General features: G+C 66.1%; 22 protein-coding genes. 13 read left to right on the top strand and 9 right to left on the bottom strand.

Translation table 11 applies throughout. The features are described 5' to 3' along the window. Positions 1-57: 57 nt before the first annotated feature. Entirely contained in the window at positions 58-552 is a 495-nt protein-coding gene (locus ABR323_RS19615) for a glycine zipper 2TM domain-containing protein (protein WP_010486804.1), read from the bottom strand. A gap of 136 nt (positions 553-688) precedes the next feature. Continuing rightward, entirely contained in the window at positions 689-1,123 is a 435-nt protein-coding gene (locus ABR323_RS19610) for a cytochrome c (RefSeq protein WP_135274435.1), read from the bottom strand. 80 nt (positions 1,124-1,203) lie between these two features. Here ABR323_RS19610 and ABR323_RS19605 point away from each other — a divergent pair, with 80 nt between their 5' ends. Further along, positions 1,204-2,028 (top strand): tRNA threonylcarbamoyladenosine dehydratase, encoded by an 825-nt coding sequence (locus tag ABR323_RS19605; RefSeq protein ID WP_439450498.1) that lies wholly within the window; start codon positions 1,204-1,206, stop codon positions 2,026-2,028. 33 nt (positions 2,029-2,061) lie between these two features. Here the strand turns inward: ABR323_RS19605 and ABR323_RS19600 are convergent, their stop codons facing one another. Further along, entirely contained in the window at positions 2,062-2,835 is a 774-nt protein-coding gene (locus ABR323_RS19600) for a TatD family hydrolase (protein ID WP_439450497.1), read from the bottom strand. After that, entirely contained in the window at positions 2,832-3,050 is a 219-nt protein-coding gene (locus tag ABR323_RS19595; RefSeq protein ID WP_135274432.1) for a DUF6116 family protein, read from the bottom strand. Before ABR323_RS19595 ends, ABR323_RS19600 begins: the two co-directional genes overlap by 4 nt. A 163-nt stretch (positions 3,051-3,213) precedes the next feature. On the opposite strand from ABR323_RS19595, the gene ABR323_RS19590 reads away from it, so the two are divergent. The 11 genes from ABR323_RS19590 to ABR323_RS19540 all read left to right on the top strand — a co-directional run bounded on the left by ABR323_RS19590 (position 3,214) and on the right by ABR323_RS19540 (position 16,891). After that, the gene (locus ABR323_RS19590; RefSeq protein WP_135274431.1) at positions 3,214-4,053 is read left to right on the top strand and encodes a glycine zipper 2TM domain-containing protein; all 840 of its coding nucleotides are present in this window, start codon (positions 3,214-3,216) and stop codon (positions 4,051-4,053) included. Positions 4,054-4,184: 131 nt separating this feature from the next. Further along, positions 4,185-4,733 carry a GNAT family N-acetyltransferase gene (locus tag ABR323_RS19585; protein WP_439450496.1) on the top strand — a complete coding sequence of 183 codons (549 nt, stop codon included), beginning with the start codon at positions 4,185-4,187 and terminating at the stop codon, positions 4,731-4,733. Positions 4,734-4,889: 156 nt separating this feature from the next. Further along, positions 4,890-5,546, top strand: coding sequence for a glutathione S-transferase family protein (locus tag ABR323_RS19580; protein ID WP_135274429.1), 657 nt, complete (start codon positions 4,890-4,892; stop codon positions 5,544-5,546). Between the two features lie 77 nt (positions 5,547-5,623). Continuing rightward, a complete protein-coding gene (locus tag ABR323_RS19575; RefSeq protein ID WP_439450495.1) occupies positions 5,624-7,903 on the top strand; it encodes a thiamine pyrophosphate-dependent enzyme in 2,280 nt (759 codons plus the stop codon). 3 nt (positions 7,904-7,906) lie between these two features. Beyond that, the gene (asnB, locus tag ABR323_RS19570) at positions 7,907-9,850 is read left to right on the top strand and encodes an asparagine synthase (glutamine-hydrolyzing) (RefSeq protein ID WP_439450494.1); all 1,944 of its coding nucleotides are present in this window, start codon (positions 7,907-7,909) and stop codon (positions 9,848-9,850) included. Positions 9,851-9,916: 66 nt separating this feature from the next. Continuing rightward, positions 9,917-10,477: an NADPH-dependent FMN reductase gene (locus ABR323_RS19565; protein ID WP_135274426.1), complete on the top strand. Its 561-nt coding sequence runs from the start codon at positions 9,917-9,919 to the stop codon at positions 10,475-10,477. Positions 10,478-10,823: 346 nt separating this feature from the next. Next, positions 10,824-12,254 carry a replicative DNA helicase gene (locus tag ABR323_RS19560; protein ID WP_439450493.1) on the top strand — a complete coding sequence of 477 codons (1,431 nt, stop codon included), beginning with the start codon at positions 10,824-10,826 and terminating at the stop codon, positions 12,252-12,254. A gap of 173 nt (positions 12,255-12,427) precedes the next feature. Continuing rightward, entirely contained in the window at positions 12,428-14,671 is a 2,244-nt protein-coding gene (locus tag ABR323_RS19555; RefSeq protein ID WP_439450492.1) for a TonB-dependent receptor family protein, read from the top strand. After that, the gene (locus tag ABR323_RS19550) at positions 14,671-16,260 is read left to right on the top strand and encodes an alkaline phosphatase D family protein (RefSeq protein ID WP_439450491.1); all 1,590 of its coding nucleotides are present in this window, start codon (positions 14,671-14,673) and stop codon (positions 16,258-16,260) included. The genes ABR323_RS19555 and ABR323_RS19550 overlap by 1 nt, the downstream gene beginning before the upstream one ends. A gap of 167 nt (positions 16,261-16,427) precedes the next feature. Continuing rightward, positions 16,428-16,640 carry a hypothetical protein gene (locus ABR323_RS19545; RefSeq protein WP_005417525.1) on the top strand — a complete coding sequence of 71 codons (213 nt, stop codon included), beginning with the start codon at positions 16,428-16,430 and terminating at the stop codon, positions 16,638-16,640. Beyond that, the gene (locus ABR323_RS19540) at positions 16,637-16,891 is read left to right on the top strand and encodes a hypothetical protein (RefSeq protein WP_439450490.1); all 255 of its coding nucleotides are present in this window, start codon (positions 16,637-16,639) and stop codon (positions 16,889-16,891) included. The genes ABR323_RS19545 and ABR323_RS19540 overlap by 4 nt, the downstream gene beginning before the upstream one ends. 25 nt (positions 16,892-16,916) lie before the next feature. Here the strand turns inward: ABR323_RS19540 and gstA are convergent, their stop codons facing one another. Beyond that, the gene (gene gstA / locus ABR323_RS19535; RefSeq protein ID WP_135274421.1) at positions 16,917-17,519 is read right to left on the bottom strand and encodes a glutathione transferase GstA; all 603 of its coding nucleotides are present in this window, start codon (positions 17,517-17,519) and stop codon (positions 16,917-16,919) included. A gap of 120 nt (positions 17,520-17,639) precedes the next feature. Between gstA and ABR323_RS19530 the strand changes: the two genes are divergently transcribed. Then, positions 17,640-18,539, top strand: a complete 900-nt coding sequence (locus ABR323_RS19530; protein WP_439450489.1) for a LysR family transcriptional regulator — start codon at positions 17,640-17,642, stop codon at positions 18,537-18,539. Here the strand turns inward: ABR323_RS19530 and ABR323_RS19525 are convergent. The 4 genes from ABR323_RS19525 to ABR323_RS19510 all read right to left on the bottom strand — a co-directional run bounded on the left by ABR323_RS19525 (position 18,531) and on the right by ABR323_RS19510 (position 24,685). Then, entirely contained in the window at positions 18,531-18,950 is a 420-nt protein-coding gene (locus ABR323_RS19525) for a hypothetical protein (protein ID WP_439450488.1), read from the bottom strand. The genes ABR323_RS19530 and ABR323_RS19525 overlap by 9 nt on opposite strands. 158 nt (positions 18,951-19,108) lie before the next feature. Beyond that, positions 19,109-20,545, bottom strand: a complete 1,437-nt coding sequence (gene lpdA / locus ABR323_RS19520) for a dihydrolipoyl dehydrogenase (protein WP_135274418.1) — start codon at positions 20,543-20,545, stop codon at positions 19,109-19,111. 63 nt (positions 20,546-20,608) lie between these two features. Further along, positions 20,609-21,814, bottom strand: a complete 1,206-nt coding sequence (sucB, locus tag ABR323_RS19515) for a dihydrolipoyllysine-residue succinyltransferase (RefSeq protein ID WP_135274417.1) — start codon at positions 21,812-21,814, stop codon at positions 20,609-20,611. A gap of 39 nt (positions 21,815-21,853) precedes the next feature. Then, positions 21,854-24,685 carry a 2-oxoglutarate dehydrogenase E1 component gene (locus ABR323_RS19510; RefSeq protein ID WP_439450487.1) on the bottom strand — a complete coding sequence of 944 codons (2,832 nt, stop codon included), beginning with the start codon at positions 24,683-24,685 and terminating at the stop codon, positions 21,854-21,856. Between the last annotated feature and the right edge of the window lie 15 nt (positions 24,686-24,700).

Here is a 24,700-nt window from a genome sequence, read left to right as displayed (position 1 = left end):
GCAAGCGGGCCTTTTTCGTTGGCCGGGTTTTTCCTGGCCAGGAGGGCCCGCCGCAGATCAGCGCAGGATGACCTTGCCGTTGACCACGCGCACATAGGTGTTCTCGCGGATGCCGCCGAGGTCACGCTGGTTGACCACGATGGTGCGGCCATCGTCCATGCGCACGCTGATGTCGTAGGTGTCGCTGGTCACGTTCTTCTGGATCTGGTTGCCGGCCAGAGCGCCACCGACCGCGCCTGCGGCGGCGGCGATGTTCTTGTTGCCGCGGCTGCCGCCGGTATGGTCGGAGATCTCGTGGCCGGCCACGGCGCCGACAATGCCGCCGAGGATCGCGCCGGTGGCGCTGGGCGCGGTGCGGCCGGACTGCACGGTGTTGATGCGGGTGACAATGCCGCAGTCGGCGCAACGGCCCTGGTTGTAACCCCCGTTGTTGCCGTAGCCGCCGTTGTTGTAGCCGTTGTTGTAACCGCCGCCGCCATAACCGGGCGACGTGGCACAGCCGGCCAGGGCGAGGGTTGCGATGGCACTGGCAGCGATGAGCTGGATCTTCATGGGGCGTCTCCTGGCCGTGAAGGCGGGTGCGTTGGGTGGTACTGCGTCATGCAGCAGGGTGGACGAATCCTCTCCTTTCGAACGTGAACAACGCGCCAACCATGCGTGCCCTGACCGGCTGCAGGATGAATACGCGTCAGCGGAAGTCCTGGTGGCAGGCGCGACAGTCCGACTGCAGTGTTTCCGCCACCTTGGCCAAGGCGGCGCAGTCGCTGGGCGGTGCGGCCAGCGCGGCGTTGAGGTTGCCGCGCAGCTGGCTGGCGTGCTGCTGGAACTGCGCACTGTCCTTCAGCCCGGGGAAGGCGAGGTCCAGGTCATTGGACAGCAGGCGCAGCGCCTGCAGCCGCGGCACGCTGTCGGCCAGGCTGCAACGGTTCTGCTGCTGGGCCTCCTGCAGCAGCTGCGACTGCCGTTGCATCACCTGCATCAGGCTGTCCGGGAACGGGTCGCGGCGCGCCTGCAGCGTGCGCCCCACCATCACCGTGGCAATCAGCCCGATCAACAGTCCCAGGCACAGCACGAACAGATAACGGTAGGCAGCGGACGGGCGGCGGGGCGGGCTGGCGTTCATGGCGGGCTCTCCGGGCGTGCAACGGTGGGTTCGATGCCAGCGCGCTGTAGGCGCCGGCGCCTGCACGTTAAAATAGCCGGATGAACGAACAGGTCAAACAACGCTTTGCCGGCATCGAACGGCTGTATGGCGTGGGCGCGCTCGAGCGCCTGCAGAGTCGCCGCGTGGCGGTGGTGGGCATGGGGGGCGTTGGCTCGTGGGTGGTGGAGGCGTTGGCGCGTTCAGCGGTCGGCCACCTGACCCTGATCGATGCCGATGACATCTGCGTGTCCAACACCAATCGGCAGTTGCCGGCGATGGAAGGCAACTACGGCCGCAACAAGGCCGAGGCGATGGCTGAGCGCTGCCGCGCGATCAATCCGGATATCGAGGTCAACGCGGTGCAGGCGTTCCTGACCGTGTCCAACATGACCGAACTGCTGGACCGTGGGTTCGATCTGGTGATCGATGCCTGCGACAGCTTCCGGGTCAAGGTCGAGACGATCGCATGGTGCCGTCGCCGCAAGCTGCCGCTGCTGACCGTGGGCGCTGCTGGTGGCCGTACCGATCCGACCCTGGTGCGGATCCGCGATGTCTCGCGCACCGAGCACGATGCGATGCTGGCACTGATCCGCAAGAAGCTGCGCAGTGAGTTCAACTTCCCGAAGAATGCCAAGCGCTACTTCGGCGTGCCGGCGGTGTATTCGCTGGAGAACGTGAAGTATCCGCAGGCCGACGGCAGCGTCTGCGGCATCCGCCCGAACCTCGGTGCCGATGCTGCATTGAAGCTGGATTGCGGTGCTGGTCTGGGCGCCGCCACCCACATCACCGGCGCGTTCGCGTTCGCGGCGGTGGGCAAGGCGCTGGAAATGCTGTTGGAGCCGAAGAAGGTGAAGGTCGAAGCGGTAGAGGCCAGCGAGGTGTGATGGATCATGCCGGCCAGCGGCCGGCACCTACCGTTACATTGCCGGCAGGTTGAACAACCGCCGTGCATTGTCCGTCGTGGCCTGGGTCACGGCCTCCAGCTGCATTCCGCGCAGTGCGGCGACGTGGCGGGCGATGACCGCCAGCCGTGCCGGTTCGTTGCGCTGGCCGCGGATGCCGGCGTCGGGCTGGTCGGGGGCGTCGGTCTCCAGCAGCAGCTGTTCCAGCGGCATCTCGCGCACCAATCGCTGCAGGCGCTGGGCGCGTTCATAGGTCAGTGGCCCGCCCAGGCCCAGCAGGAAGCCCTCCTTGTGCAACTGTGCAGCCTGTTCGGGGCTGCCAGAGAAGCTGTGCACCACGCCGCGCAGGCCGCCGATGCGACGGATCGCAGCAATCACTGCATCCACTGCCCGCCGCGCGTGCACGATCACTGGCAGCTCGAACTCGCGGGCCAGTTCCAGCTGGCCGATGAAGTAGACCTGCTGGGCCTGCGCATCCAGACCTTCGACGAAGAAGTCCAGGCCGCATTCGCCGATCGCGCAGGGACGTTCGCGCTCGATCCATTGGCGCAGTTCGGGCAGGTGCCCGGGCCGGTGCTCGGCCAGGAACATCGGGTGCAGGCCGTACGCCGGGTACAGCCCAGGTGCCTGCCTGCACACCTCGCGCAGCTTCGGCCAGCTGGCGGCGGTCACCGCCGGCACCACCTGCATGCGCACGCCCGCAGCCTGCGCCCGCTCGATCACGCCGCAGCGGTCGCTATCGAACTCGCTGGCGTCGAGGTGGCAGTGGCTGTCGACCAGTGCGCTCAACGCTGTTCCAGCGGCGGTGGAGCCGCGACCGTGTTGCGGCGCTTCCAATTGGCCAGCAGCAGGGTGCCGAAGCCCAGCACCAGCTCATCGATGAACGGAATCGGGTCCGGAACGAACAGGGTCAACACGAACAACCCGGCGGTGAGCTTGAACAGGGTGGGGTAGCGCAGCCGGCGCGCCCATTGCAGTACCGGCAGCAGCATCGGGTTGGCCATGGCGGGGGTCCTCCTGGGGAATATGCAAACGCTACCACGGGCCCAGCATTTCCCGATGCTGAATGGGTTACGGGAATGAGCAGGAAATGTGGAGATTCCGTTCAGGCAGCGCATGCTGCAATCTGCCCCGAGAACGTTGCGGACGGTCCGCAAGGAGCAGGTCATGAAAAGCACAACTACAACTGTCCTGGTCGCAGCGGGCGCGCTGCTGGTCGGTGGCATCGCCACCGCCGCCTTCATGAAGAGTGGCGGTACGTCCGATTCCATCAGCGCCGGAACCCCCAACGGTGAATCGCGCCTGGTCGACGGCAACGCCGCTGACGATGGCGCGCGTGGTGACACGCTCGATCCGTCCGCGCCGCGCGGACTGGAATATGCCGACGTACTGAAGGTGGACCCGATCACCGAGAAGCAGAAGGCCTACGCCACCGTGATCGGCACCGATGCGGTGCGCGAAACGTCCACCACCCAGACCCCGCATGAGGTCTGCCAGGACGTGACGGTGCAGGAACGCCTGCCGGAGCGTGATGGCAACGTCGGCGGCACCGTGGTCGGCGCCGTGGTCGGTGGCCTGCTCGGCAACCAGGTGGGTGGCGGCAACGGCAAGAAGGCCGCGACCGCTGCCGGCGCCGTGGCCGGTGGCTTCATCGGCAACCAGATCGACAAGCGCCACGTCGGTGGCCGCGTAGTCAACCGTACCGAGCGCCAGTGCCACACCGAGACGGCCAGCTCCGAGTCGAGCCGTGTTACCGGCTACAACGTGACCTACCGCAACGAGGATGGCACCACCGGCACCATGCGCATGGCCAGCAAGCCGGGCAACCGCATCGCCATGGGCACCAATGACGTGGTCAAGGGTTACAACGTGACCTACCGCTATGACGGTGCCGAGAAGACCGTGCGCCTGGACAACAAGCCGGCCAGTGATCGCCTGCCCGTGGTCGATGGCCAGCTGGTTACGCAGACTGCGGCCGCCGGCGCTACCGCCGCGACCCGCCAGTAATCCATCCGCACCACGCAGTACCCGACGGGCCGGCTCATGCCGGCCCGTTTCGTTGTGGGCGCCGATGTTCATCCGCGCCGGGCGTGGGTCTACCATCATGGGCCTTCCCCTCTCTGCGACATGGAATCGGCATGAGCATTTTCGACCTGCGCCTGGAAACCGAGCGCCTGATCCTGCGCCCGCCACAGCGTGATGACTACGAGCCGTACCTGGCTTTCTGCGCCGACGAAGACGTGATGCGCACGCTCGGCGGTGTACAGCCGCCGTCGGTCGCATGGCGTGGCTTCTGCAGCCTGGCGGGAGCGTGGCAGCTGTTCGGTTTCTCGATGTTCAGCGTGATCGAGAAGTCCAGCGGCGAGTGGGTTGGCCGGATGGGACCGTGGCAGCCGCAGGACTGGCCGGGCACCGAAGTTGGCTGGAGCATCCGTCGCGCCAGCTGGGGCAAGGGCTATGCGCCGGAAGCGGCCACTGCCGCGATCGACTGGGCCTTTGATGCGCTGGGCTGGGACGAGGTGGTCCACACCATCGCCGAGGACAACGAGAATTCCCGCGTGGTCGCGCGCAAGCTGGGCAGTACGTTGCTGCGCATGGGTGAACTGCCGCCGCCGTACAACGGCAAGCCGATGCAGATCTGGGGGCAGTCGCGCGATCAGTGGCGGCAGCGCCGTTCGCCGTTGTAGAGCCGAGCCCATGCTCGGCTGCATTTGGCGAACAGCAGCCGAGCATGGGCTCGGCTCTACACCATGCCCGCCATGCTGCACCCGCGCTTGGCATTCACCGGGGCGCTTGCCAGACTGCCCGCAGCCGGCCGCCGGCCGGATTCGATGGAGCAGGCAATGCTGGAAGAGCGCGTCCCGCTGACGGTGCATGGCATGTCGGTCTCGGGTAACTGCCACAAGGTCCGCCTGCTGCTGGAGCAGCTCGGCAGCCGTTACCGCTGGGTGGAAGTGGACAGTGCCCATGGCCAGACCCACACCGCTGAATTCCTCGCGCTGAATCCCAATGCCAAGGTGCCGCTGATCGTCCGCGACGATGGCCGCGTGCTGACCGAATCCAACGCGATCCTGTTCTGGCTGGCCGAAGGCACGCCATACCTGCCCAGCGACGGTTGGGAGCGCGCGCAGGCGTTGAGCTGGATGTTCTTCGAGCAGTACACGCACGAGCCGTGCGTGGCCGTGGCGCGCTTCATCCGCGGCTGGACCGCGCCCGACTCGCCGCGCCGCATCGAACTGCCACGCCTGCACGAGCGCGCCGCCACCGCGCTGGCGGTGATGGAGCAGCACCTGCGCCAGGCGCCGTGGTTCACCGGCAGCGAATACGGCATTGCCGATATCGCGCTGTTTGCCTATACCGATGTGGCGGGCGAGGGCGGCATCAGCCTGGAGCCCTTCCCGGAGGTGCGCGCCTGGCTGCAGCGCGTGCGTGAGCAGCCGCGCTTCCTGCCGATGCCGGCGGTGACCGCCGAAGTGCGCTCACGATTCGAGGCCGCGTGACTCTCACCAAAGTGACCCCCACAGGGTAGTGCCGGGCCATGCCCGGCGGAATGCAACAACGACACGGAGGGTGTTCGATGTTCGCTGTGGTTCCAGATCCGATTCCCGCACGCATGCGTGTGCTCAATCGCGCCGAAGTGTGCGACGTCAACTTCCTCGATGCGGTGCGCGGTTGGCGCGGCACCCCACGCCCGCGCCCGGCACCGGACGCACCGATCCTGCCGGGCAGCACGCTTGCCGCCGCTGCGTTTGATGAACTGTTCGATTCGCAGCTGGCCAGCCGGCAGCTGGACCTGATGGCACGCGTGCTGCGCGTGCAGAACAAAGTCTTCTACACCATCGGTTCCTCCGGCCATGAAGGCAACGCGCTGCTGGCGCGGGCCTGCCGGCATACCGATCCCGCGTTCCTGCACTATCGCTCCGGCGCCTTCATGGCCGAACGTTCGCGCCAGGTACCAGGTATCGACCCGCTGCGCGATGCCGCACTGTCCTTCGCCGCCAGCGCCGATGATCCGGCCAGCGGTGGCCGCCACAAGGTGTGGGGCAGCAAGCCGCTGTGGGTGCTGCCGCAGACCTCCACCATCGCTTCGCACCTGCCCAAAGCGCTGGGCACCGCGCTGGCCATCGAAAGCGGCAAGCGGCTGGGGCAGGCGCTGCCGATTCCCGCCGACAGCATCGTGCTGTGCTCGTTCGGCGATGCCTCGGCCAACCATGCCACCGCGCAGACCGCCTTCAATACCGCGATGTGGTCGGCCTACCAGAAGCTGCCGGCACCGATCCTGTTCGTCTGCGAGGACAACGGGCTGGGCATCTCGGTGAAGACGCCGGCAGGCTGGATTGCCGAGCGTTTCAGCCGTCAGCCCGGGCTGGACTATTTCTTCGCCGATGGCCTCGACCTGGCTGCGGGGCATTCCCAGGTGCAGGCGGCGGTGGAGCACTGCCGACGGACCCGACGACCGACCTTCCTGCACCTGCGTACCACGCGCCTGATGGGCCACGCCGGCACGGACTTTGAAGTGGAATGGCGCGCGCTGCCGGAGCTGTGCGCGGCCGAGGCCCAGGACCCGCTGCTGCGCTCGGCGCAGATCGCGCTGGAATCGGGTTGGATGGATGCGGCTGCGATCGAGACGGCCTACGAGACGATGCGTGCGCGCTGCATGGCGGCCGCCGCCGACGCCGAACGCAGCCCGACACTGCAGTCGCTGCAGGAGGTGATGGCACCGCTGGCGCCGTACACGCCAGCAGCGGTGCAGGCGGAGGCGCAACGAGAGGTGCCCGCCGATACGCGCGAAGCACTGTATGGCGGCGTCGACGCGCTACCGGAGCGGCAGGCTCCACGGCACCTCGCGATCCAGATCAACCACGGCCTGCAGGAACTGCTGGCGAAGTATCCGCAGAGCCTGCTGTTCGGTGAGGACGTGGCCCAGAAAGGCGGCGTCTACACGATCACCAGGGACCTGCTGCGTCGTTTCGGTCCGCGCCGGGTGTTCAACACCCTGCTGGACGAAACCATGATCCTGGGCATGGCACAGGGCCTGGCCAACATGGGCATGCTGCCCATTCCGGAGATCCAGTACCTGGCCTACCTGCACAATGCCATCGACCAGGTGCGCGGCGAGGCCTGCTCGCTGCAGTTCTTCTCCAACGACCAGTATCGCAACCCGATGCTGGTGCGCGTGGCAGGGCTGGGCTACCAGAAGGGCTTCGGTGGCCACTTCCACAACGACAACTCGATCACCGCGCTGCGCGATATTCCCGGCTTGGTGGTGGGCTGCCCGTCGCGTGGCGATGACGCGGTGATGATGCTGCGCACGTTGGCTGCCCTGGCCCGGGTGGACGGCCGGGTGGCCGTGTTCCTGGAGCCGATCGCGCTGTACATGACGAAGGACCTGCACGCGCCGGGGGATGGCCAGTGGCTGTTCGACTACCCGGCCCAGGGCCAGGCGCTGGTGCCGGGCGAGGGCCGGGTCTATGCCCCCGACGCCGGCGATCTGGTGGTCTATACCTACGGCAACGGCGTGCCGATGGCGCTGCGTGCGGCGCGGTCGATCGAGCAGCAGCTGGGCTGGCAGGTACGGGTGGTCGACCTGCGCTGGCTGGTGCCGCTGGATGCCGGCTTCATCGCTGCACAGGCCGCCAGCGCCCGACGCGTGCTGGTGCTGGACGAGGGTCGTCACAGCGGTGGGGTGGGCGAGGGCGTGGTCACGGCACTGGTCGAGGCCGGCTTCGGCCACCTGGCGCTGCGCCGGGTCTGCGGTGCCGATACCTATACACCGCTGGCGGGGGCAGCAATGTTCGGGCTTCCAAGCGACAATGCAGTGATTGGCGCCGCCCTTGAACTGGCGCAGGAACCCTGATGCATGTGTGGATTGGCGGGAATGTTGTTGCCGGCGCCGGTGGCGTCGGCCGAGGTGCTGCAGGCGCAGGTCCTGGCCATGGGCGAGGCGCTGCACCACCGCGGGCCGGATGATGGCGGCAGCTGGGTCGATGCCGGGGCCGGCATCGCGCTGGCGCACCGCCGGCTGAGCATCCTCGACCTGTCCCCGCTGGGCCACCAGCCGATGGCCTCGGCCGATGGTCGCTACGTGATGGCGTACAACGGCGAGGTCTACAACTTCGCCGCCCTGCGTGCCGAACTGGAGCCGCTGGGGCACACCTTCCGGGGCCACTCCGACACCGAGGTGCTGCTGGCAGCGATCCTGCAATGGGGCATGGAGGATACCCTGCAGCGCTGCAACGGCATGTTCGCCATCGCGCTGTGGGACAGACAGGAGCAGTGCCTGTGGCTGGCCCGTGACCGCGTCGGCAAGAAGCCGCTGTACTACGGCTGGGCCGGTGACATGCTGGTGTTCGGCTCCGAACTGAAGGCGCTGTGGCAGCACCCGGCCTTCGACAACGACATCGACCGTGACGCGCTGACCCTGTTGCTGCGCTTGGACTACATTCCTGCGCCGCACAGCATCCACCAGCGCTGCTACAAGCTGATGCCGGGCCGCGTGCTGCGCCTGGATGCGGCCACCGTGGCCGCAGGTGCGGCCGCGCATCGCCCGGAGCAGGCGCAGCGCCCCTATTGGGATGCGCGTGCACGCATGCAGGCGGCGCTGGCCGCACCATTCCAGGGCCGTATCGAGGAGGCCGAAGAACAGTTGGATGCGCTGCTGCGCGACGCCGTGGCGCTGCGCATGGTGGCCGACGTGCCGGTGGGCGTGTTCCTGTCCGGCGGCACCGATTCGTCACTGGTGGCCGCGCTGATGCAGGCGCAGAGCGGGCAGCCGGTGCACAGCTTCAGCATCGGCTTCACCGGTTCGGGCCACGACGAGGCGCCATTGGCCAGGGAGCTGGCCGCGCACCTGGGCTGCGACCACACCGAACTCTACGTCAGCGGTGCCGACGCATTGGCGGTGGTGCCGCAGCTGCCGGCGATGTTCGACGAACCGTTCGCTGATGCCTCGCAGGTGCCGACCGCGCTGGTTGCGCGGTTGGCGCGGCAGGGCGTGACCGTGGCGCTGTCCGGCGATGGCGGCGACGAATTGTTCTTCGGCTACACCCGCTATGTGCGCGCGCTGCGCAACTGGCAGATGCTGGGGCGCGTGCCCGGGCCGCTGCGGCGCTGGATGGGCGCGCGTGCGCAGCAGCAGGGCGAGGCCTCGCGTACCGGTGGCCTGGCCGCGTTGCTGGCCGAGTCGGGTGCGCGTGGCATTGGTGATGTGTATCGCAACCGTATTTCGCGCTGGCGCGATCCGGCCGCTGCGGTACCGGGCGCACAGGCTGCAGGCAGTTTCTACGATCTGGCCGACCCGCTGCATGGTGCAGGCACCCCGGCCGACGCGATGATGCTGGCCGATTACGTGACCTACCTGCCGGATGACCTGCTGTGCAAGGTCGATCGCACGTCGATGGCGGTCAGCCTGGAGGCGCGTGCGCCGCTGCTGGACTGGCGTGTTGCCGAGTTCGCCTGGTCATTGCCGCTGGGCTTCAAGCGCAGCGAAACCACCAGCAAGGTGCTGCTCAAGCGTGTGCTGGGCCGTTATGTGCCGCAGTCGATGGTGCATCGACCCAAGCGTGGGTTCGGCGCACCGGTCAGCGAGTGGTTGAAGGGCGATCTGCGGCCCTGGGCAGAAGATCTGTTGCAGCCGGCGCGGCTGGAGCGCGAGGGCGTGCTGTCTGCAGCGGCGGTGCAGCCGCTGTGGCAGCAGTTCCTTGGGGGCCAGCGCAAGTGGCATACCCATCTGTGGAACGTGCTGATGTTCCAGGCCTGGCAGGCGCATTGGCGGCAGGTGCGGGCCGGGGTCGCCGGCGGCTGATCTTCACTGGCCTGCAAGGGCCCGGCGACTAGGCTGGGCCTCCCGCACCGTGAGGAGAATGTCCTGATGTCCGTCCCTACCATCGCCGTGTTCGTCGGCAGCCTGCGCAAGGATTCCTGCAACCGCAAGCTGGCCCATGCACTGGAGAAGATCGCAGGCGACCGCGCGCGCTTCCAGTATGTGCAGATCGGCGATCTGCCGTTGTACGACCAGGACTTCGACAGCAGCTATCCGGCGCAGGGAACCCGGCTGAAGGATCAGGTGCGCGCCGCCGACGCGGTGCTGTTCGTGACCCCCGAATACAACCGGTCAGTACCGGGCGTGCTGAAGAACGCCATCGATATCGGCTCGCGCCCGTATGGCGACAGCGCGTTTGCCGGCAAGCCGGCGGCGGTGATCGGTGCCTCCATCGGCCAGATCGGTACCGCCGTGGCCCAGCAGCACCTGCGCATCAGCCTGGCCTTCCTGGACATGCACGTGCTGGGCCAGCCCGAAGCATTCATCCATTTCAAGGACGGCCTGATCGATGCCGATGGCGCGATCCACAATGAGGGCACGCAGAAATTCCTGCAGGGCTACGTGGACCGCTTCCTGGAGTTGATCGCGGTGCACGTCAAGGGCGATTGAAGTCTGCGGAGTCAGGGCCCTCTGCGTCGCAGAGGGATCCGACCCCAGCCACGCCCGGGGTCGGATCCCGGCGCGCAGCGGCGGGCTCTGACCCCACTTCCCGCTGAGCGGGCCAGAGCCCTTACGCTGCACGCGATCCGACCCTGGCCGCCTGATCTGCGATAATGCCCCGCTTGGGTGCCGCAACGGCGCCCGTCGCAGGCAGTGCGACGCCCCCATGCCAGTCTGGCCAGGCTCCGGCGGATATCCCCCGTTTCTCCACGGCTTATCCACAGGCTTGTGCATGGTCGCCGGGGTCGGCACCTGCCTACACTCGTCTGGCCACTTTCGCAGGAAACACCGCAGCATGTCCGCTCGTCCCGGCTTCCGTTCCAACCGCAGAGAGCGCGGTGATGGCTTTGATCGTGATCGCGACGAGTCGCGCATCGATCAGTTGCGTGTGCCTCCGCATTCGGTGGAAGCCGAGCAGGCGGTACTGGGCGGCCTGATGCTGGCGCCCGAGGCGTATGACCGGGTCAACGACCAGCTGACCGATGGCGATTTCTATCGCCGCGACCACCAGATGATCTACCGCGCGATCCGCGAGCTGTCCGAACGTGAACGTCCGTTCGACGCGGTGACTCTGGGCGAGTGGTTCGAATCGCAGGGCAAGCTGGAACTGGTGGGCGATGGTGCCTATCTGATCGAGCTGGCCAGCACCACGCCGTCGGCGGCCAACATCGTGGCCTACGCTGAAATCGTGCGTGACAAGGCGGTGCTGCGGCAGCTGATCCAGGTCGGCACCGACATCGTCAACGATGGCTTCCAGCCCGAAGGCCGCGACAGCAGCGAGCTGCTGGCGTCGGCGGAAAAAAGCGTGTTCGCCATCGCCGAGCAGGGCGCGCGCGGCCGTACCGATTTCGTGGCCATGCCCGGCGCCCTGAAGGATGCCTTCGAGGAGCTGCGCAACCGTTTCGAGAACGGTGGCAACATCACCGGCCTGCCGACCGGCTACACCGATTTCGATGCGATGACCGCCGGCCTGCAGCCGACCGACCTGATCATCCTCGCGGCGCGCCCGGCGATGGGCAAGACCACCTTCGCGCTGAACATCGCTGAGTATGCGGCGATCAAATCGAAAAAAGGCGTGGCGGTGTTCTCGATGGAAATGTCGGCATCGCAGCTGGCGATGCGCCTGATTTCCTCCAACGGCCGCATCAACGCGCAGCGCCTGCGTACCGGCCAGCTGGAAGACGAGGACTGGAGCCGCGTCACCAGCGCGATCAAGATGCTGAAGGAAACCAAGATCTTCATCGACGACACGCCCGGCGTGTCGCCGGAAGTGCTGCGTTCCAAGTGCCGCCGCCTCAAGCGCGAACATGATCTCGGCCTGATCGTGATCGACTACCTGCAGCTGATGAGCGTGCCGGGCAACAGCGAGAACCGCGCTACCGAAATCTCGGAAATTTCGCGTTCGTTGAAGGGCCTGGCCAAGGAACTGCACGTCCCGGTGATTGCGCTGTCCCAGCTCAACCGCTCGCTGGAAACGCGTACCGACAAACGCCCGGTGATGGCCGACCTTCGTGAATCGGGCGCTATCGAGCAGGACGCGGACATGATCGTGTTCATCTACCGCGACGATTACTACAACAAGGAAAATTCGCCGGACAAGGGCCTCGCCGAGATCATCATCGGCAAGCACCGTGGCGGCCCGACCGGTTCGTGCAAACTGAAGTTCTTCGGTGAGTACACCCGTTTCGACAACCTGGCCCACGATTCGGTCGGTTCGTTCGAGTAACGGGTGTGCCGGCTGCCGGCCGGCAACAACCCCGGCCGGCAAACCATTCAAAACGCCAGTCTTCCGTATGTGGCGTGTAAATGACATGTAACGCGAGGCTTCTACGATTCCGCCGCTGCTGCCCCTTTCGACGCCGCCCTTCGGCGTCCAGCGTGCCCAAGGAATCCGCCTCCATGCCGTCCCACGCTCCGCTCCGCCGCAATCTGCTGGCCCTGCTGGTCTGTGCTTCGCTGCCGTCGTTGGCCGCCGCTGAAACCGCCCCCGCTGCTGACGCACAGTCGGCCACCACCCTCGATTCGGTCTCGGTGATCGGCCGCGGTGAAGCGCGCCAGGTGCAGCGCGTCACCGCCGAGGACATGAAGGTGCTGCCGCCCGGCGCCAATCCCCTGAAGCTGCTGGCCAGCAAGCCGGGCGTGCACTTCGAATCGGCCGACGCCACCGGCGCCTACGAATGGTCCACCAGCATCAGCCTGCGCGGCTTCAACCAGAACCGCCTGGGCTACACCCTCGATGGCATTCCGCTGGGCAACATGGCCTACGGCAACAGCAATGGCCTGCACATCAGCCGCGCGGTGATCAGCGAGAACCTGGGGGGTGCAGAAGTCTCTACCGGTATCGGTGCGCTGGGCACGCCGTCCACCAGCAACCTCGGTGGCGTGTTCCAGTTCTATTCGATCGATCCGTCCACCGAATACGGTGTGGTTCTGGCACAGGGCTTCGGCAGCGACAACGCGCGCCGAAGCTATGCGCGCCTCGATACCGGCGACCACCAGGGCTTTGCGGCCTACCTGTCCGGCGCTTACTCGGAAGGCGACAAGTGGAAAGGCAAAGGCTCGCAGGAGCTGAAGCAGTTCAACGGCAAGGCCACCTACAACTTCGGTGTGGACAGCAGGATCACCGCGCTGTTCAACGCCTCGCGCCGCGTCGAAGCTGACTACCAGGATCTGTCACTGGAGATGATCGACCGCCTCGGCTGGGACTGGGACAACTACGCACCGGACTGGAACCGTGCCGTGGCCGCTGCCCGTGGCCAGTACAGCGGCGGTGTCAACAGTCCGTGGGACGCATATTACTCGGGTCATGGCCTGCGCAACGACGATGTTTCCAGCATCGCCGGTGACTTCGGCCTCAACGAGACGATGCGCCTGAAGGTCAACGTCTACAACCACAGCAATCGTGGCCAGGGTCACTGGTTCAGCCCCTCCAATCCGTCCAATCCGGGCACCAGCCGCGAGATTCCGATTTCGATCCGCACCACCGAGTATGCGATCGACCGCACCGGCGTGACCTCGGCATTCACCTGGAACGTCGGTGGCCACGAACTGGAAGCCGGCCTGTGGTACGAGGACAACGGCCACAGCGTGCAGCGCAACTTCTACTACATCGACGGCCCGATCACTGACGACTTCTTCCTGCGCAACCCGGACCAGCGCGTGTGGCACCAGCGCTACACCACCATTACCCGCCAGTTCTACGTGCAGGATCGCTTCCGCCTGTTCGACGACCGCCTGACCATCGACATCGGTGCGAAGTCGCCGCACACCCGTACCAGCGTGCGCACGCCGCTGGGCAGCTATGCCAACAACAGCAGCCTGACCTCGAAGAAGGGCCTGCTGCCGCAGGCCGGCTTCAACTTCAAGCTCAACGAAGGCAACGAGATCTTCGGTTCATTCGCCAAGAACGTGGCTGCCTATGCGTTGGGTGTCGGCAGCCCGTTCAATGTGCCGCAGGCGGCCTTCGACAGCAGTGCGAAGAACCTCAAGCCGGAACAGTCGCGTACGATCGAGCTGGGTTGGCGCGGTTACGGCCAGGGCTATGAGGCCTCGGTGGCGGTGTACGACGTCAAGTTCGACAACCGCCTGTTGGCCATTGCCCAGTGCGTCGGCATCCTTGGTTGCCCGGCGCTGTTCTCCAACGTCGGCTCGGTAACCAGTCGCGGCGCCGAGGCGACCCTGCAGCTGAAGCCGATGCAGGATCTGACCTGGTCCAACGCGCTGTCCTGGAATGACAGTACCTACGACAACGATTACGTGAACAATGGCGTAGTGCCGACCCGTGGCAAGAAGACCGTCGACACCCCGGAGTGGATGTTCGCCAGCACCCTGGCCTGGACCCCGGGCCCGTGGGACATGCGGCTGGCCGCCAACCATGTCGGCAAGCGTTACGTGACCTACACCAACGATGTGTCGGTGCCGAGCTACTGGCTGGTCAACGCCTCGGTCGCCTATGACTTCGGCACGCTCGGCCCGGCGCAGAACCTGACTGTGGCGCTGAATCTGACCAACCTGACCGACAAGCGCTATCTGTCTTCGATAAACACCAACGGCACCTACGCCGCCGATCCGACCCGCAGCCTGGCGACCATGCAGGTCGGGGCGCCGCGGCAGGTGATGGCCACCGCGACCGTGCACTTCTGATGCGCGGGCCTGTGGATCCGGAAAGCCGTCGTCGCCTGCTGCGCATGGCGTGGCAGGGCACGGGGGCGGCGATCGCATTGGCGGCGATGCCGGGGCTGGCCACGGCCGGCCCACGGCCGCGGCTGGGGCGCGATCCGTTCACTCTGGGGGTTGCCGCCGGCGATCCGGATCCGCAGGGCGCAGTGTTGTGGACGCGGCTGGCGCCTGACCCGCTCAACGGCGGCGGCATGCCGTCGCGGGCGGTGCCGGTGCGCTGGTTCGTGGCCGAAGACCCGGGCATGCGCCGGCTGGTGCAGCGTGGCGTCGCTGCAGCGGTGCCGGAGCTGGCCCATTCGGTACACGTGGAGGTCGACGGCCTGCGCCCGGGCCGTGACTACTACTACCGCTTCGCCTGCGATGGCGATGAGGAAAGCGCCGTCGGCCACTTCCGCACCGCGCCGTTGCTGGACACGCAGCTGCAGCAGCTGCGGCTGGCGCTTTGTACCTGCCAAGCCTGGAACAGCGGCTATTACCCGGTCCTGCGCGATATTGCGCAGAGCGATGTCGACCTGGTACTGCATGCCGGCGATTACCTGTACGAGTACAGCCCGCTGCAGAATGCGCGCGGCCGCACACTGGATGCCGAACGCTTCAGTGGCGAGACGATCAGTCTGGAGCGCTACCGTGACCAGTACGCGTTGTACAAGCTCGATCCGGATCTGCAGGCGGCACACGCCGCGCATGCGTTCGCGGTGATCTGGGACGACCACGAGGTGCAGAACGATTACTCCGGCATCCATCCGGAGAAGCCCGGCGTCTCGACCGAAGACTTCATCGTGCGGCGTGCGGCGGCGTACCGTGCGTTCTACGAACACCTGCCGATGCGCAGCACGCCAGCGGGGAATGGCGGCCTGCGTGTACACCGGCGGCTGCGTTATGGCGATCTTGCGCAGCTGACACTGCTGGATTGCCGCCAGTTCCGCCCGGCCAATCCCTGTGGCGTGGGCGAGTCGCCACGTTGTGATGCCGCACTGGATCCGCGTATGAGCATGCTCGGCACGGGCCAGGAGGCGTGGTTCACGCAATCGATGGCGGCGGCGCAGGGCACACGCTGGAACGTGGTGGTGCAGCAGCTGCTGATGGCGCAGCTGCGGCTGGACGGTGGCACGCCGCGCGAGCGCTTCTGGAACGACGCCTGGGATGGCTATCCTGCCGCACGCAAGCGGCTGCTGCAGGCGATGCAGGCGGGCAGGCAGGGCAATGCCATCGTGCTCGGCGGTGACTGGCATTCCACCTTCGTCAACGACCTGAAGCTGGATTTCGACGCGGCCAGTGCGCCCGTCGTCGCCACTGAATTCATCGCCCCGGCGATCAGCAGTGGCGGCGACGACACGCCGTATGGGCCGTACTACGGGCCTTCGATACCGCAGAACCCGCACATCCGCTACTTCGACGGCGACCGCCGTGGCTGGTGGAAGCTGCAGTTGAACCGGCAGACCGTGGACGCCGAGCTGCGCTTTGCCGACAGCGTGCTGCGCGCGGATGCTGCGGTGCAGACCGTGGCACGCTTCCAGGTGGCCCACGGCCGCCCAGGCGCAGTCCCGGTGTGAATCCGTTCGGTAGTGCCGGCCGCTGGCCGGCAACCTCCTGAATCTCCGGGTTCCCCACCACCGGTTTCATCGCCCCCAGCCCGATTTCGTCGCAAACCGTTTGCGGCCCGCCGGGCAGGGCGGCAGGGTGGTTCCAGGCGGCAGGGTGCCGCCACAAGGAGACCGTGATGAAGACCCTGTTCGCGCTCGGTGTGTGGTGCCTGCTGTTCGTACTGTGCTGGCCGCTGGCGATCCTCGCCCTCATCGCATGGCCGTTCGTCTGGCTGCTGAGCCTGCCGTTCCGCTTGGTCGGCATCACCTTCTCGGCGTTGTTCGCTTTCCTGCGCGCGCTGTTCATGCTGCCGGCACGGATGCTCGGCGGCCGGGCGGTTCCCGCATGAAGTCGGTGCTGCTGGCGGGTCTGGTCCTGTTGGCGGGCCCGGTACTGGCCGCACCTTCAGCACCGCCATCAGTGTGGCTGGAACGCCAGCAGACGGCTGCGGCCGACGAGGCTGACGCCGCAGCGGCAAAAACGGTGAAGCCGCAGGCCAGGGAGCGGTGCCGTGTGGTGAAGGAATGGAAGATCGGCGAGTCCGTGGTGCAGCATCGCATCTGCGACGATCCGCCGAAGAAGCCCGCCGGAAAGGTGTAGCGCCGAGCCTATGCTCGGCTCCCCCTCATGCTGCCTCGGCACGCAGCGCTGCCTGCACGGCCGGCCGCGCGTTGACCCTGCGGATGTAGGCAGGCAGGGCCGGCCACGCCGCCAGATCGATCGAGAAGAAGCGGCACCAGCCCAGCACCGTGAACAGGTAGGCATCGACCACGCTGAAGTCGGGCCCCATCAGGAAGTCCTGCGCCGCCAACGTGTCCTGCAGCAGATCGAAGCGCTTGAACAGCTTCTGCCGGAAGAAGGCTTTGGCCGTTTCCGGCAGATCGGCGTTGAACAGCGGCGCCGAGCCGGCATGGATCTCGCTGGTCACGAAGTTCAACCACTCCTGCAGTCGTACCCGCTCCCAGCTGCCGACGGGCGGGGCCAGTGCGCATTCGGGTTTCAGGTCGGCCAGGTACTGGACGATGGCCGGGCCTTCGGTCAGCACCTGCCCGTCATCCAGTTCCAGCGCCGCTACATAGCCTTTGCGGTTGATGGTGCGGAAATCGCGGCCATCGGCGGTCAGTTTGGTGGTGTTGTCGACCTTGATCAGTTCACAGGGCAGGCCAAGCTCACGCAGCACGATATGGGGCGACAGTGAGCAGGTGTAGGGCGCGTAGTACAGCTTCATGGACAGTCTCGAGGGGGAAGGGACGGCTGGACCAGCCGATGCGAGGCAGTCTGCTGGGCGAGCGGTATCCGGTAAAATCAATCTTCGATTTTCCTGCCATAAGCTGGACTACTGCCTGTCATGATGAATCTTGCCCATTGGCGCCTGCTGGTTGCCGTGGCCGACGAGGGAACCATCTCGCGCGGCGCTGATCGCGTCGGCATCAGCCAGTCCGGTGCCAGCCAGGCCCTGGCCCAGCTGGAATCCTCATTGGGGTTTGCGGTGTTCGTGCGCGAGCGGCGTCAGGTTGAGATCACCGCGCTCGGGCAACGGGTGATCGAACACGCACGCATCATGCTGGGCGGCCTGCAGGCGATCCGCGCGCTGGCCGATGACAGCCAGGGGCTCAGTGGCGCACGCATCCGCCTGGCGAGCTTCCCGTCGCTCGTTTCCAGCCTGCTGCCAGCGTTGTTGCGTGACTTCCAGCGCCGTCACCCGGGCATCGAGGTGGTGGTGGTGGAGGGAACCGACGAGGAGGTGGAGCGCTGGCTTGAATCAGGCACGGTCGACGCCGGAGTGGTGATGAATCCCGCTGCCGATCGCGCCCCGTTGATGCTGGGCAGCGACGGATGGATGGCGGTGCTTGCGCAGACCCATCCGCTGGCGCGGCGCGCCACGGAAAGCGGGGTGGCGCTGAGCGAGCTGGCGCCCGAGCCCTTCATCCTCGCAACAGGGGGCTGTGCGGTGAACGGTCAGCGCCTGATGGCGGACGCCGGTCTGCAGTTGAACGACGTACGGGTGACCGTGCGCGACTGGGCCAGCGCGTGCGTGCTGGTCCGTGAGGGGCTGGGCGTCTCGTTGGTGCCGGAATCGACGTTGCCGGACGATCTTCATGGCCTGCGGGTGCTGCCGGTGCAGCCGGGCATTCGGCGCGTGTTTGGCCTGGTCAGTTCGCAGGCGGGACGCGCTTCGCGCGCAACGCAGGTGTTCATGCAGGAACTGGCAGGCGCTGCTGCAGGCGAGGCCTCCGGATCAGCGTGAGGGCGTTGCAGGGATGACCTGCTGCTGGCCATCGCTGTACATCATCATGATCTTCTCGCCGCGGTAGGGCAGCACGACCTCCGGCCGCCACGGGTTGCCTTTTGGCGCGGTAGCCTTGGTCGTGGCGGTACAGCCGCTGTCCTTGATACCGCAGCGACGAATGGCGATCTGCAGGGTGCCGTCGGCAGACCTGTAATCGACCCCGGGTGAGTGGAACAGGGTTTCGCCCGGCATGCTGTAGCGGATCCTGATCTGGTTGGAGCCGAGCAGGCTCACCTCGACCGGCTGGACCGGGGCTCTGCGGTAGTCGCCTTCCAGCGGTTCGGCTGCATAGGCCAACAGCGGAACAAGTGCGGCCATCAACATCACCGCCGCTGTGCGCGATGTACGGGCGAGGGGGATCGATCGCATGGCGTTCCTTCCATGGTAGATGCCGCGATCATTGAACCGCAGTATTGCAGCGTCAAGTCACGCGGCACCGTTGCAGGCAACAAAAAACCCCGCCGAAGCGGGGTTTTCTGTTTGCAGGGGAGTACCGACCAACGGTCGGCACCCACCCGGAAGGTCGATCAGTTCGCCTTGTGGATGGCGCGCTTGCTCACAGCCATCGCCGCGTCGTGGATCACTTCCGACAGCGACGGGTGGGCGTGGCAGATGCGGGCCAGGTCATCGGCCGAACCGCTGAACTCCATGGTCAACACGCCTTCGTGCACCAGCTCGGACACGTTGGCGCCGACCAGGTGCATGCCGAGGATGCGATCGGTCTCGGCATGGGCCAGGATCTTCACGAAACCTGCCGGCTCGATCATCGCCACGGCACGGCCGTTGGCGGCGAACGGGAAGCTGCCGGCCTTGTACGGAATGCCTTCGGCCTTCAGCTGCGCTTCGGTCTTGCCAACCCAGGCCAGTTCCGGCTCGGTGTAGATGACCCACGGGATGGTGTCGAAGTTGACGTGGCCCGGCAGGCCGGCGATCAGCTCAGCCACCGCGATGCCTTCCTCGAAGCCCTTGTGCGCCAGCATCGGGCCGCGCACGCAGTCGCCGACCGCCCACACGCCGTTGACGCCGGTGTGGCAGTGCGCGTCGACTTCGATCTGGCCGCGCTCGTTGACCTTCACGCCGGTGCCTTCGGCCAGCAGGCCCTTGGTGGCGGCGCGACGGCCGACGGCCACCAGCAGCTTGTCCACGGTCAGGGTCTTTTCGCCTTCAGCGTCGGTGTAGGTGACGATGACTTCCTTCTTCTTGCCCTTGCCGGTGATCTCGGTCTTGGAGACCTTGGCATTGAGGCGGATGTCCAGACCCTGCTTCTTGAATTCCTTGGCAGCGGTCTTGGCCACTTCGGCGTCGGCCACGGCCAGGAACTCCGGCAGTGCTTCCAGGATGGTGACTTCAGCGCCCAGGCGCTTCCACACGCTGCCCAGCTCCAGGCCGATCACGCCGGCGCCGATCACGGCCAGGCGGTTCGGCACTTCGGTGAAGTCCAGGCCGCCGACGTTGTCGACGATGGTGTCGCCGTCGAACTTGGCGAACGGCAGTTCGATCGAATCCGAACCGGCGGCGATGATGACGTTGGTGCCCTTCAGCTCCACGACCGAACCATCATGCTGGGTGACCTTGACCACGTTGTCGGCGTTCAGCTCGCCGAAACCGTAGTAGGTGGCGACCTTGTTGGCCTTGAACAGCATGGCGATGCCGCCGGTGAACTGCTTGACGATCTTGTCCTTGCGGCCAACCATCGCTTCGACGTCCATCTTGGCGTCCTTGAAGCTGATGCCGTGGTCGCCAAAGATGTGGCCCATGTTCCAGAACTGGCGCGAGGAATCCAGCAGCGCCTTGGACGGGATGCAGCCCACGCGCAGGCAGGTGCCGCCCAGGGCCGGCTTGCCGTCCTTGCCCAGCGCTGCGTCGATGCAGGCGGTCTTCAGGCCCAGCTGTGCAGCGCGGATGGCAGCGTGGTAACCGGCCGGGCCGGCACCGATGACGACGACGTCGAATTGTTCAGCCATTGAATTATTCCTTGTTGCATTACCAGAACCCCTCCGCGCAGGCGCGGAGGGGCGGGAGGTCGCTTACAGGCCGAACAGCATGCGGCCCGGGTTTTCCAGCTGGTTCTTGATGTCCACCAGGAACTGCACCGAGTCCTTGCCGTCGATGATGCGGTGATCGTAGGACATCGCCAGGTACATCATCGGCGCGATCACGACCTGGCCGTTCTGGGCGATCGGACGCTCCTTGATGGCGTGCATGCCCAGGATGGCGCTCTGCGGCGGGTTGATGATCGGGGTCGACAGCAGCGAACCGAAGGTGCCGCCGTTGGTCACGGTGAAGGTGCCGCCCTGCAGTTCTTCCAGGCTCAGCTTGCCGTCACGGGCCTTCTTGGCGTAGTCGGCGATGGTGCGCTCGATGTCGGCGAACGACATGCGCTCGACGTTGCGCAGCACCGGCGTGACCAGGCCCTTCTCGGTCGACACGGCGATCGAGATGTCCGAGTAGCCGTGGTAGATGATGTCGTCGCCGTCGATCGAGGCGTTGACCAGCGGGAAGCGCTGCAGCGCGTTGGCAGCGGCCTTCACGAAGAAGCTCATGAAGCCCAGCTTGATGCCGTGCGCCTTGACGAACTCGTCCTGCAGATCCTTGCGCGCCGCCGAGACCTTGGACAGGTCGACTTCGTTGAAGGTGGTCAGCATGGCGGTGGAGTTCTTGGACTCCATCAGGCGCTCGGCGATGCGCTTGCGGATGCGGGTCATCGGCACGCGCTCTTCCGGACGTGCGCCACCGGCCTTGCCGGCGCCGCCGTTGCGGGCGAAGTTGACGATGTCTTCCTTGGTCACCGCGCCGCGACGGCCGGTGCCGTCGACATCGGCCGGGTTCACGCCCTCGGTGATGGCGGTGAAGCGGGCGCCCGGCGGCAGCGCATCGGCCGACGACTTGGCAGCCGGGGCCGGAGCAGCGGCTGCCGCCGGAGCAGCGGCTGCTGCAGCCGGAGCAGCCTCAGCCTTCTTCTCTTCAGCGGCCGGAGCCGGGGCTGCGGCCACGGCGCCTTCTTCGATGATCGCCACGACCTGGCTGGAGGTCACGGTCGCGCCTTCGGCGAACTTGATTTCCTTGATCACGCCATCAACCGGCGACGGCACTTCCAGAACGACCTTGTCGGTTTCCAGGTCAAGCAGGTTTTCGTCGCGCTTGACGGCGTCGCCCACCTTCTTGTGCCAGGTGGCGATGGTGCCGTCGGCGACGGATTCGGGCAGTACCGGGGCTTTGACTTCGGTGGCCATGCGGGAGCTTCCTGGTTTGTCTTCTAAATAGGGGGAGAGTTATTCAGCGAACGAGTCGTTGAACGGGTTGACCAGTGCGTCGGCGACCAGCTGCTGCTGTTCGCGGACGTGGTCAGCCATGTGACCGGCAGCCGGCGAAGCCGAACGTGCGCGACCGGCGTAGTGCAGGTTCTGGCCATCGGCCAGGCAGAACTGCAGGTGGTGGCGGATCTGGTACCACGCGCCCTGGTTCTGCGGTTCTTCCTGCGTCCACACCACGTCGGTGGCCTTGCCGTACTTCTTCAGTTCGGCGGCCAGCAGCGCACGCGGGAACGGATACAGCTGCTCCACGCGGATGATCGCCACGTCGTCCTGGCCACGCTTGGTCTGGTCTTCCAGCAGGTCGTAGTAGACCTTGCCCGAGCACAGCACCACGCGCTTGACCTTCTTGGCGTCCGCGTTGGCATCGCCGATCAGGTGCTGGAACTCGCCGTTGGCCAGCTCGTCCAGGGTCGACACGGCCAGCTTGTGGCGCAGCAGCGACTTGGGCGACATCACCACCAGCGGCTTGCGGGTGGTCAGGTGCTGCTGACGACGCAGCATGTGGAAGGCCTGTGCCGGGGTCGACGGCACCACTACCAGCATGTTCTCCAGCGCGCACAGCTGCAGGAAGCGCTCCAGGCGCGCCGAGCTGTGTTCCGGGCCTTGCCCTTCATAACCATGCGGCAGCAGCAGGGTCAGGCCGGAAATGCGGCCCCACTTTGCTTCGCCGGCAGCGATGAACTGATCGATCACCACCTGGGCGCCGTTGGCGAAGTCGCCGAACTGGCCTTCCCAGATGCACAGCGTGTTCGGATCGGTGGTCGAGAAACCGTACTCATAGGCCATCACGGCTTCTTCGCTGAGCAGCGAATCGATGATGGTGGCCTTCTCCGGCGAATCCACCAGCTGCCGCAGTGGCAGGTAGTAGTTGTCGGTCTTCTGGTCGTGCAGGATCGCGTGGCGGTGGGTGAACGTACCGCGGCCGACGTCCTGGCCGACCAGGCGCAGGGCACTGCCTTCGTCCAGCAGGGTGGCGTAGGCCAGGTTCTCGGCAAAGCCCCAGTCGCCCGGGATCTCACCGGCCGCCATCTTGCGACGGTCGTCGTAGACCTTGGCAACGCGCGAGTGCAGCTGCACTTCTTCCGGCACGTTGTTGATCAGCTTGGCCAGCTCGACCAGCTTGTTCTTCTCGACCTTGGTCGAGATCGGGTCGGACAGCTTGCCTTCCAGCAGCTTCGGCCAATCGACGAACAGCGGGCTGCTCGGCGGGGTCTTCTCGACCTTGGCCAGCTCGGTGGTCACTTCACCGGCGTCCAGCTTCTCGCGGTAGGCATCGACCATCGCCTTGCCGGCACCGGCGGCGATCACGCCCGCCTTTTCCAGCTGCTCGGCGTACATCTCGCGGGTGGTGGCGTGCTTGCGGATCACCTGGTACATCAGCGGCTGGGTGATTGCCGGTTCGTCGGCCTCGTTGTGGCCCCAACGGCGGTAGCACATCAGGTCGATGACCACGTCCTTGGCGAACGTCTGGCGGAACTCGAAGGCCAGCTGCGCGGCGAACACCACCGCTTCCGGATCATCGCCGTTCACGTGCAGCACCGGCGCGGCGATCATCTTCGCCACGTCGGTGGCGTAGCGCGTGGAGCGCGTATCCAGCGGATTGGAGGTGGTGAAGCCAACCTGGTTGTTGACCACGATGTGCACGGTGCCGCCCACGGCGAAGCCGCGTGCCTGCGACATCTGGAACAGTTCCATGACAACGCCCTGGCCGGAGAAGGCCGCGTCGCCGTGGATCAGGATCGGCATCACCTGCTTGCGCGCGGTGTCCTTGCGGCGCTCCTGGCGCGAACGCACCGAACCGGCAACCACCGGGTCAGCGATTTCCAGGTGCGACGGATTGAACGCCAGCGCCAGGTGGACCGGGCCACCTTCGGTGGACACGTCGGCCGAGAAGCCCATGTGGTACTTCACGTCGCCGGCCGAAGCGTGCTCGTCGTGCTCGAACTTGCCTTCGAATTCGTCGAACAGCTTGCGCGGGTTCTTGCCCAGGGTGTTGACCAGCACGTTCAGGCGGCCACGGTGGGCCATGCCCACGACCACATCCTTGACGCCATCCTTGCCGGCGCTGCGGATGATGGTGTCCATCATCGGGATCAGCGAGTCGCCGCCTTCCAGCGAGAAACGCTTCTGGCCGACGTACTTGGTGTGCAGGTAGCGCTCGAGGCCTTCGGCTGCGGTCAGGCGTTCCAGCGTGCGGCGCTGGGTGTCAGCGTCCAGCTGGTAGTTGCCACCGGCCAGTTCCAGCTTCTTGTAGATCCACTGGCGCTGCTCGACCTCGGAGATGTGCATGAACTCTGCACCGATCGAGCCGGTGTAGGTCGCCTTCAGGCGTGCCAGCAGGTCACGCAGCTTCATGCGCGGCTGACCACCCACGCCGCCGGTGCTGAACTCGCTGTTGAGGTCGCCATCGGACAGGCTGTGGAACGGCAGGCCCAGATCCGGGGTGTTGACCGGAGCGGCCAGGCCCAGCGGGTCCAGGCGGGCGTCCAGATGACCGCGCGAGCGATAGGCCGTGATCAGGCGACCGACATTGCGCTCACGCTCGTCGCCTGCACCGCTGCCGGTGCCGGCTTTCAGCGCATCCTTGGCCGCGTCCGCGATGTGGGAGATGACAGCCGAGTGCGGAATGTCACCTGCTTCGCGGCCCTTGAAGCCGTCGAAGTAGGTTTTCCATTTGGGATCGACACTATCCGGGGAGACCAGGTACTGCTCGTACAGGTCCTCGACATAGGAGGCGTTGCCGCCGGCGAGTTGCGAAGATTGCGCAAACTGCTTCAGTTGATTGTCCACGATGGAGGGTGCTGA

Source organism: Stenotrophomonas sp. ATs4 (assembly GCF_051861585.1).
In the GTDB taxonomy this organism is placed as follows: domain Bacteria; phylum Pseudomonadota; class Gammaproteobacteria; order Xanthomonadales; family Xanthomonadaceae; genus Stenotrophomonas; species Stenotrophomonas maltophilia_AS.
Note: the sequence above shows the minus strand (reverse complement) of the source record. Positions and strands in the feature narration are given on the sequence as shown.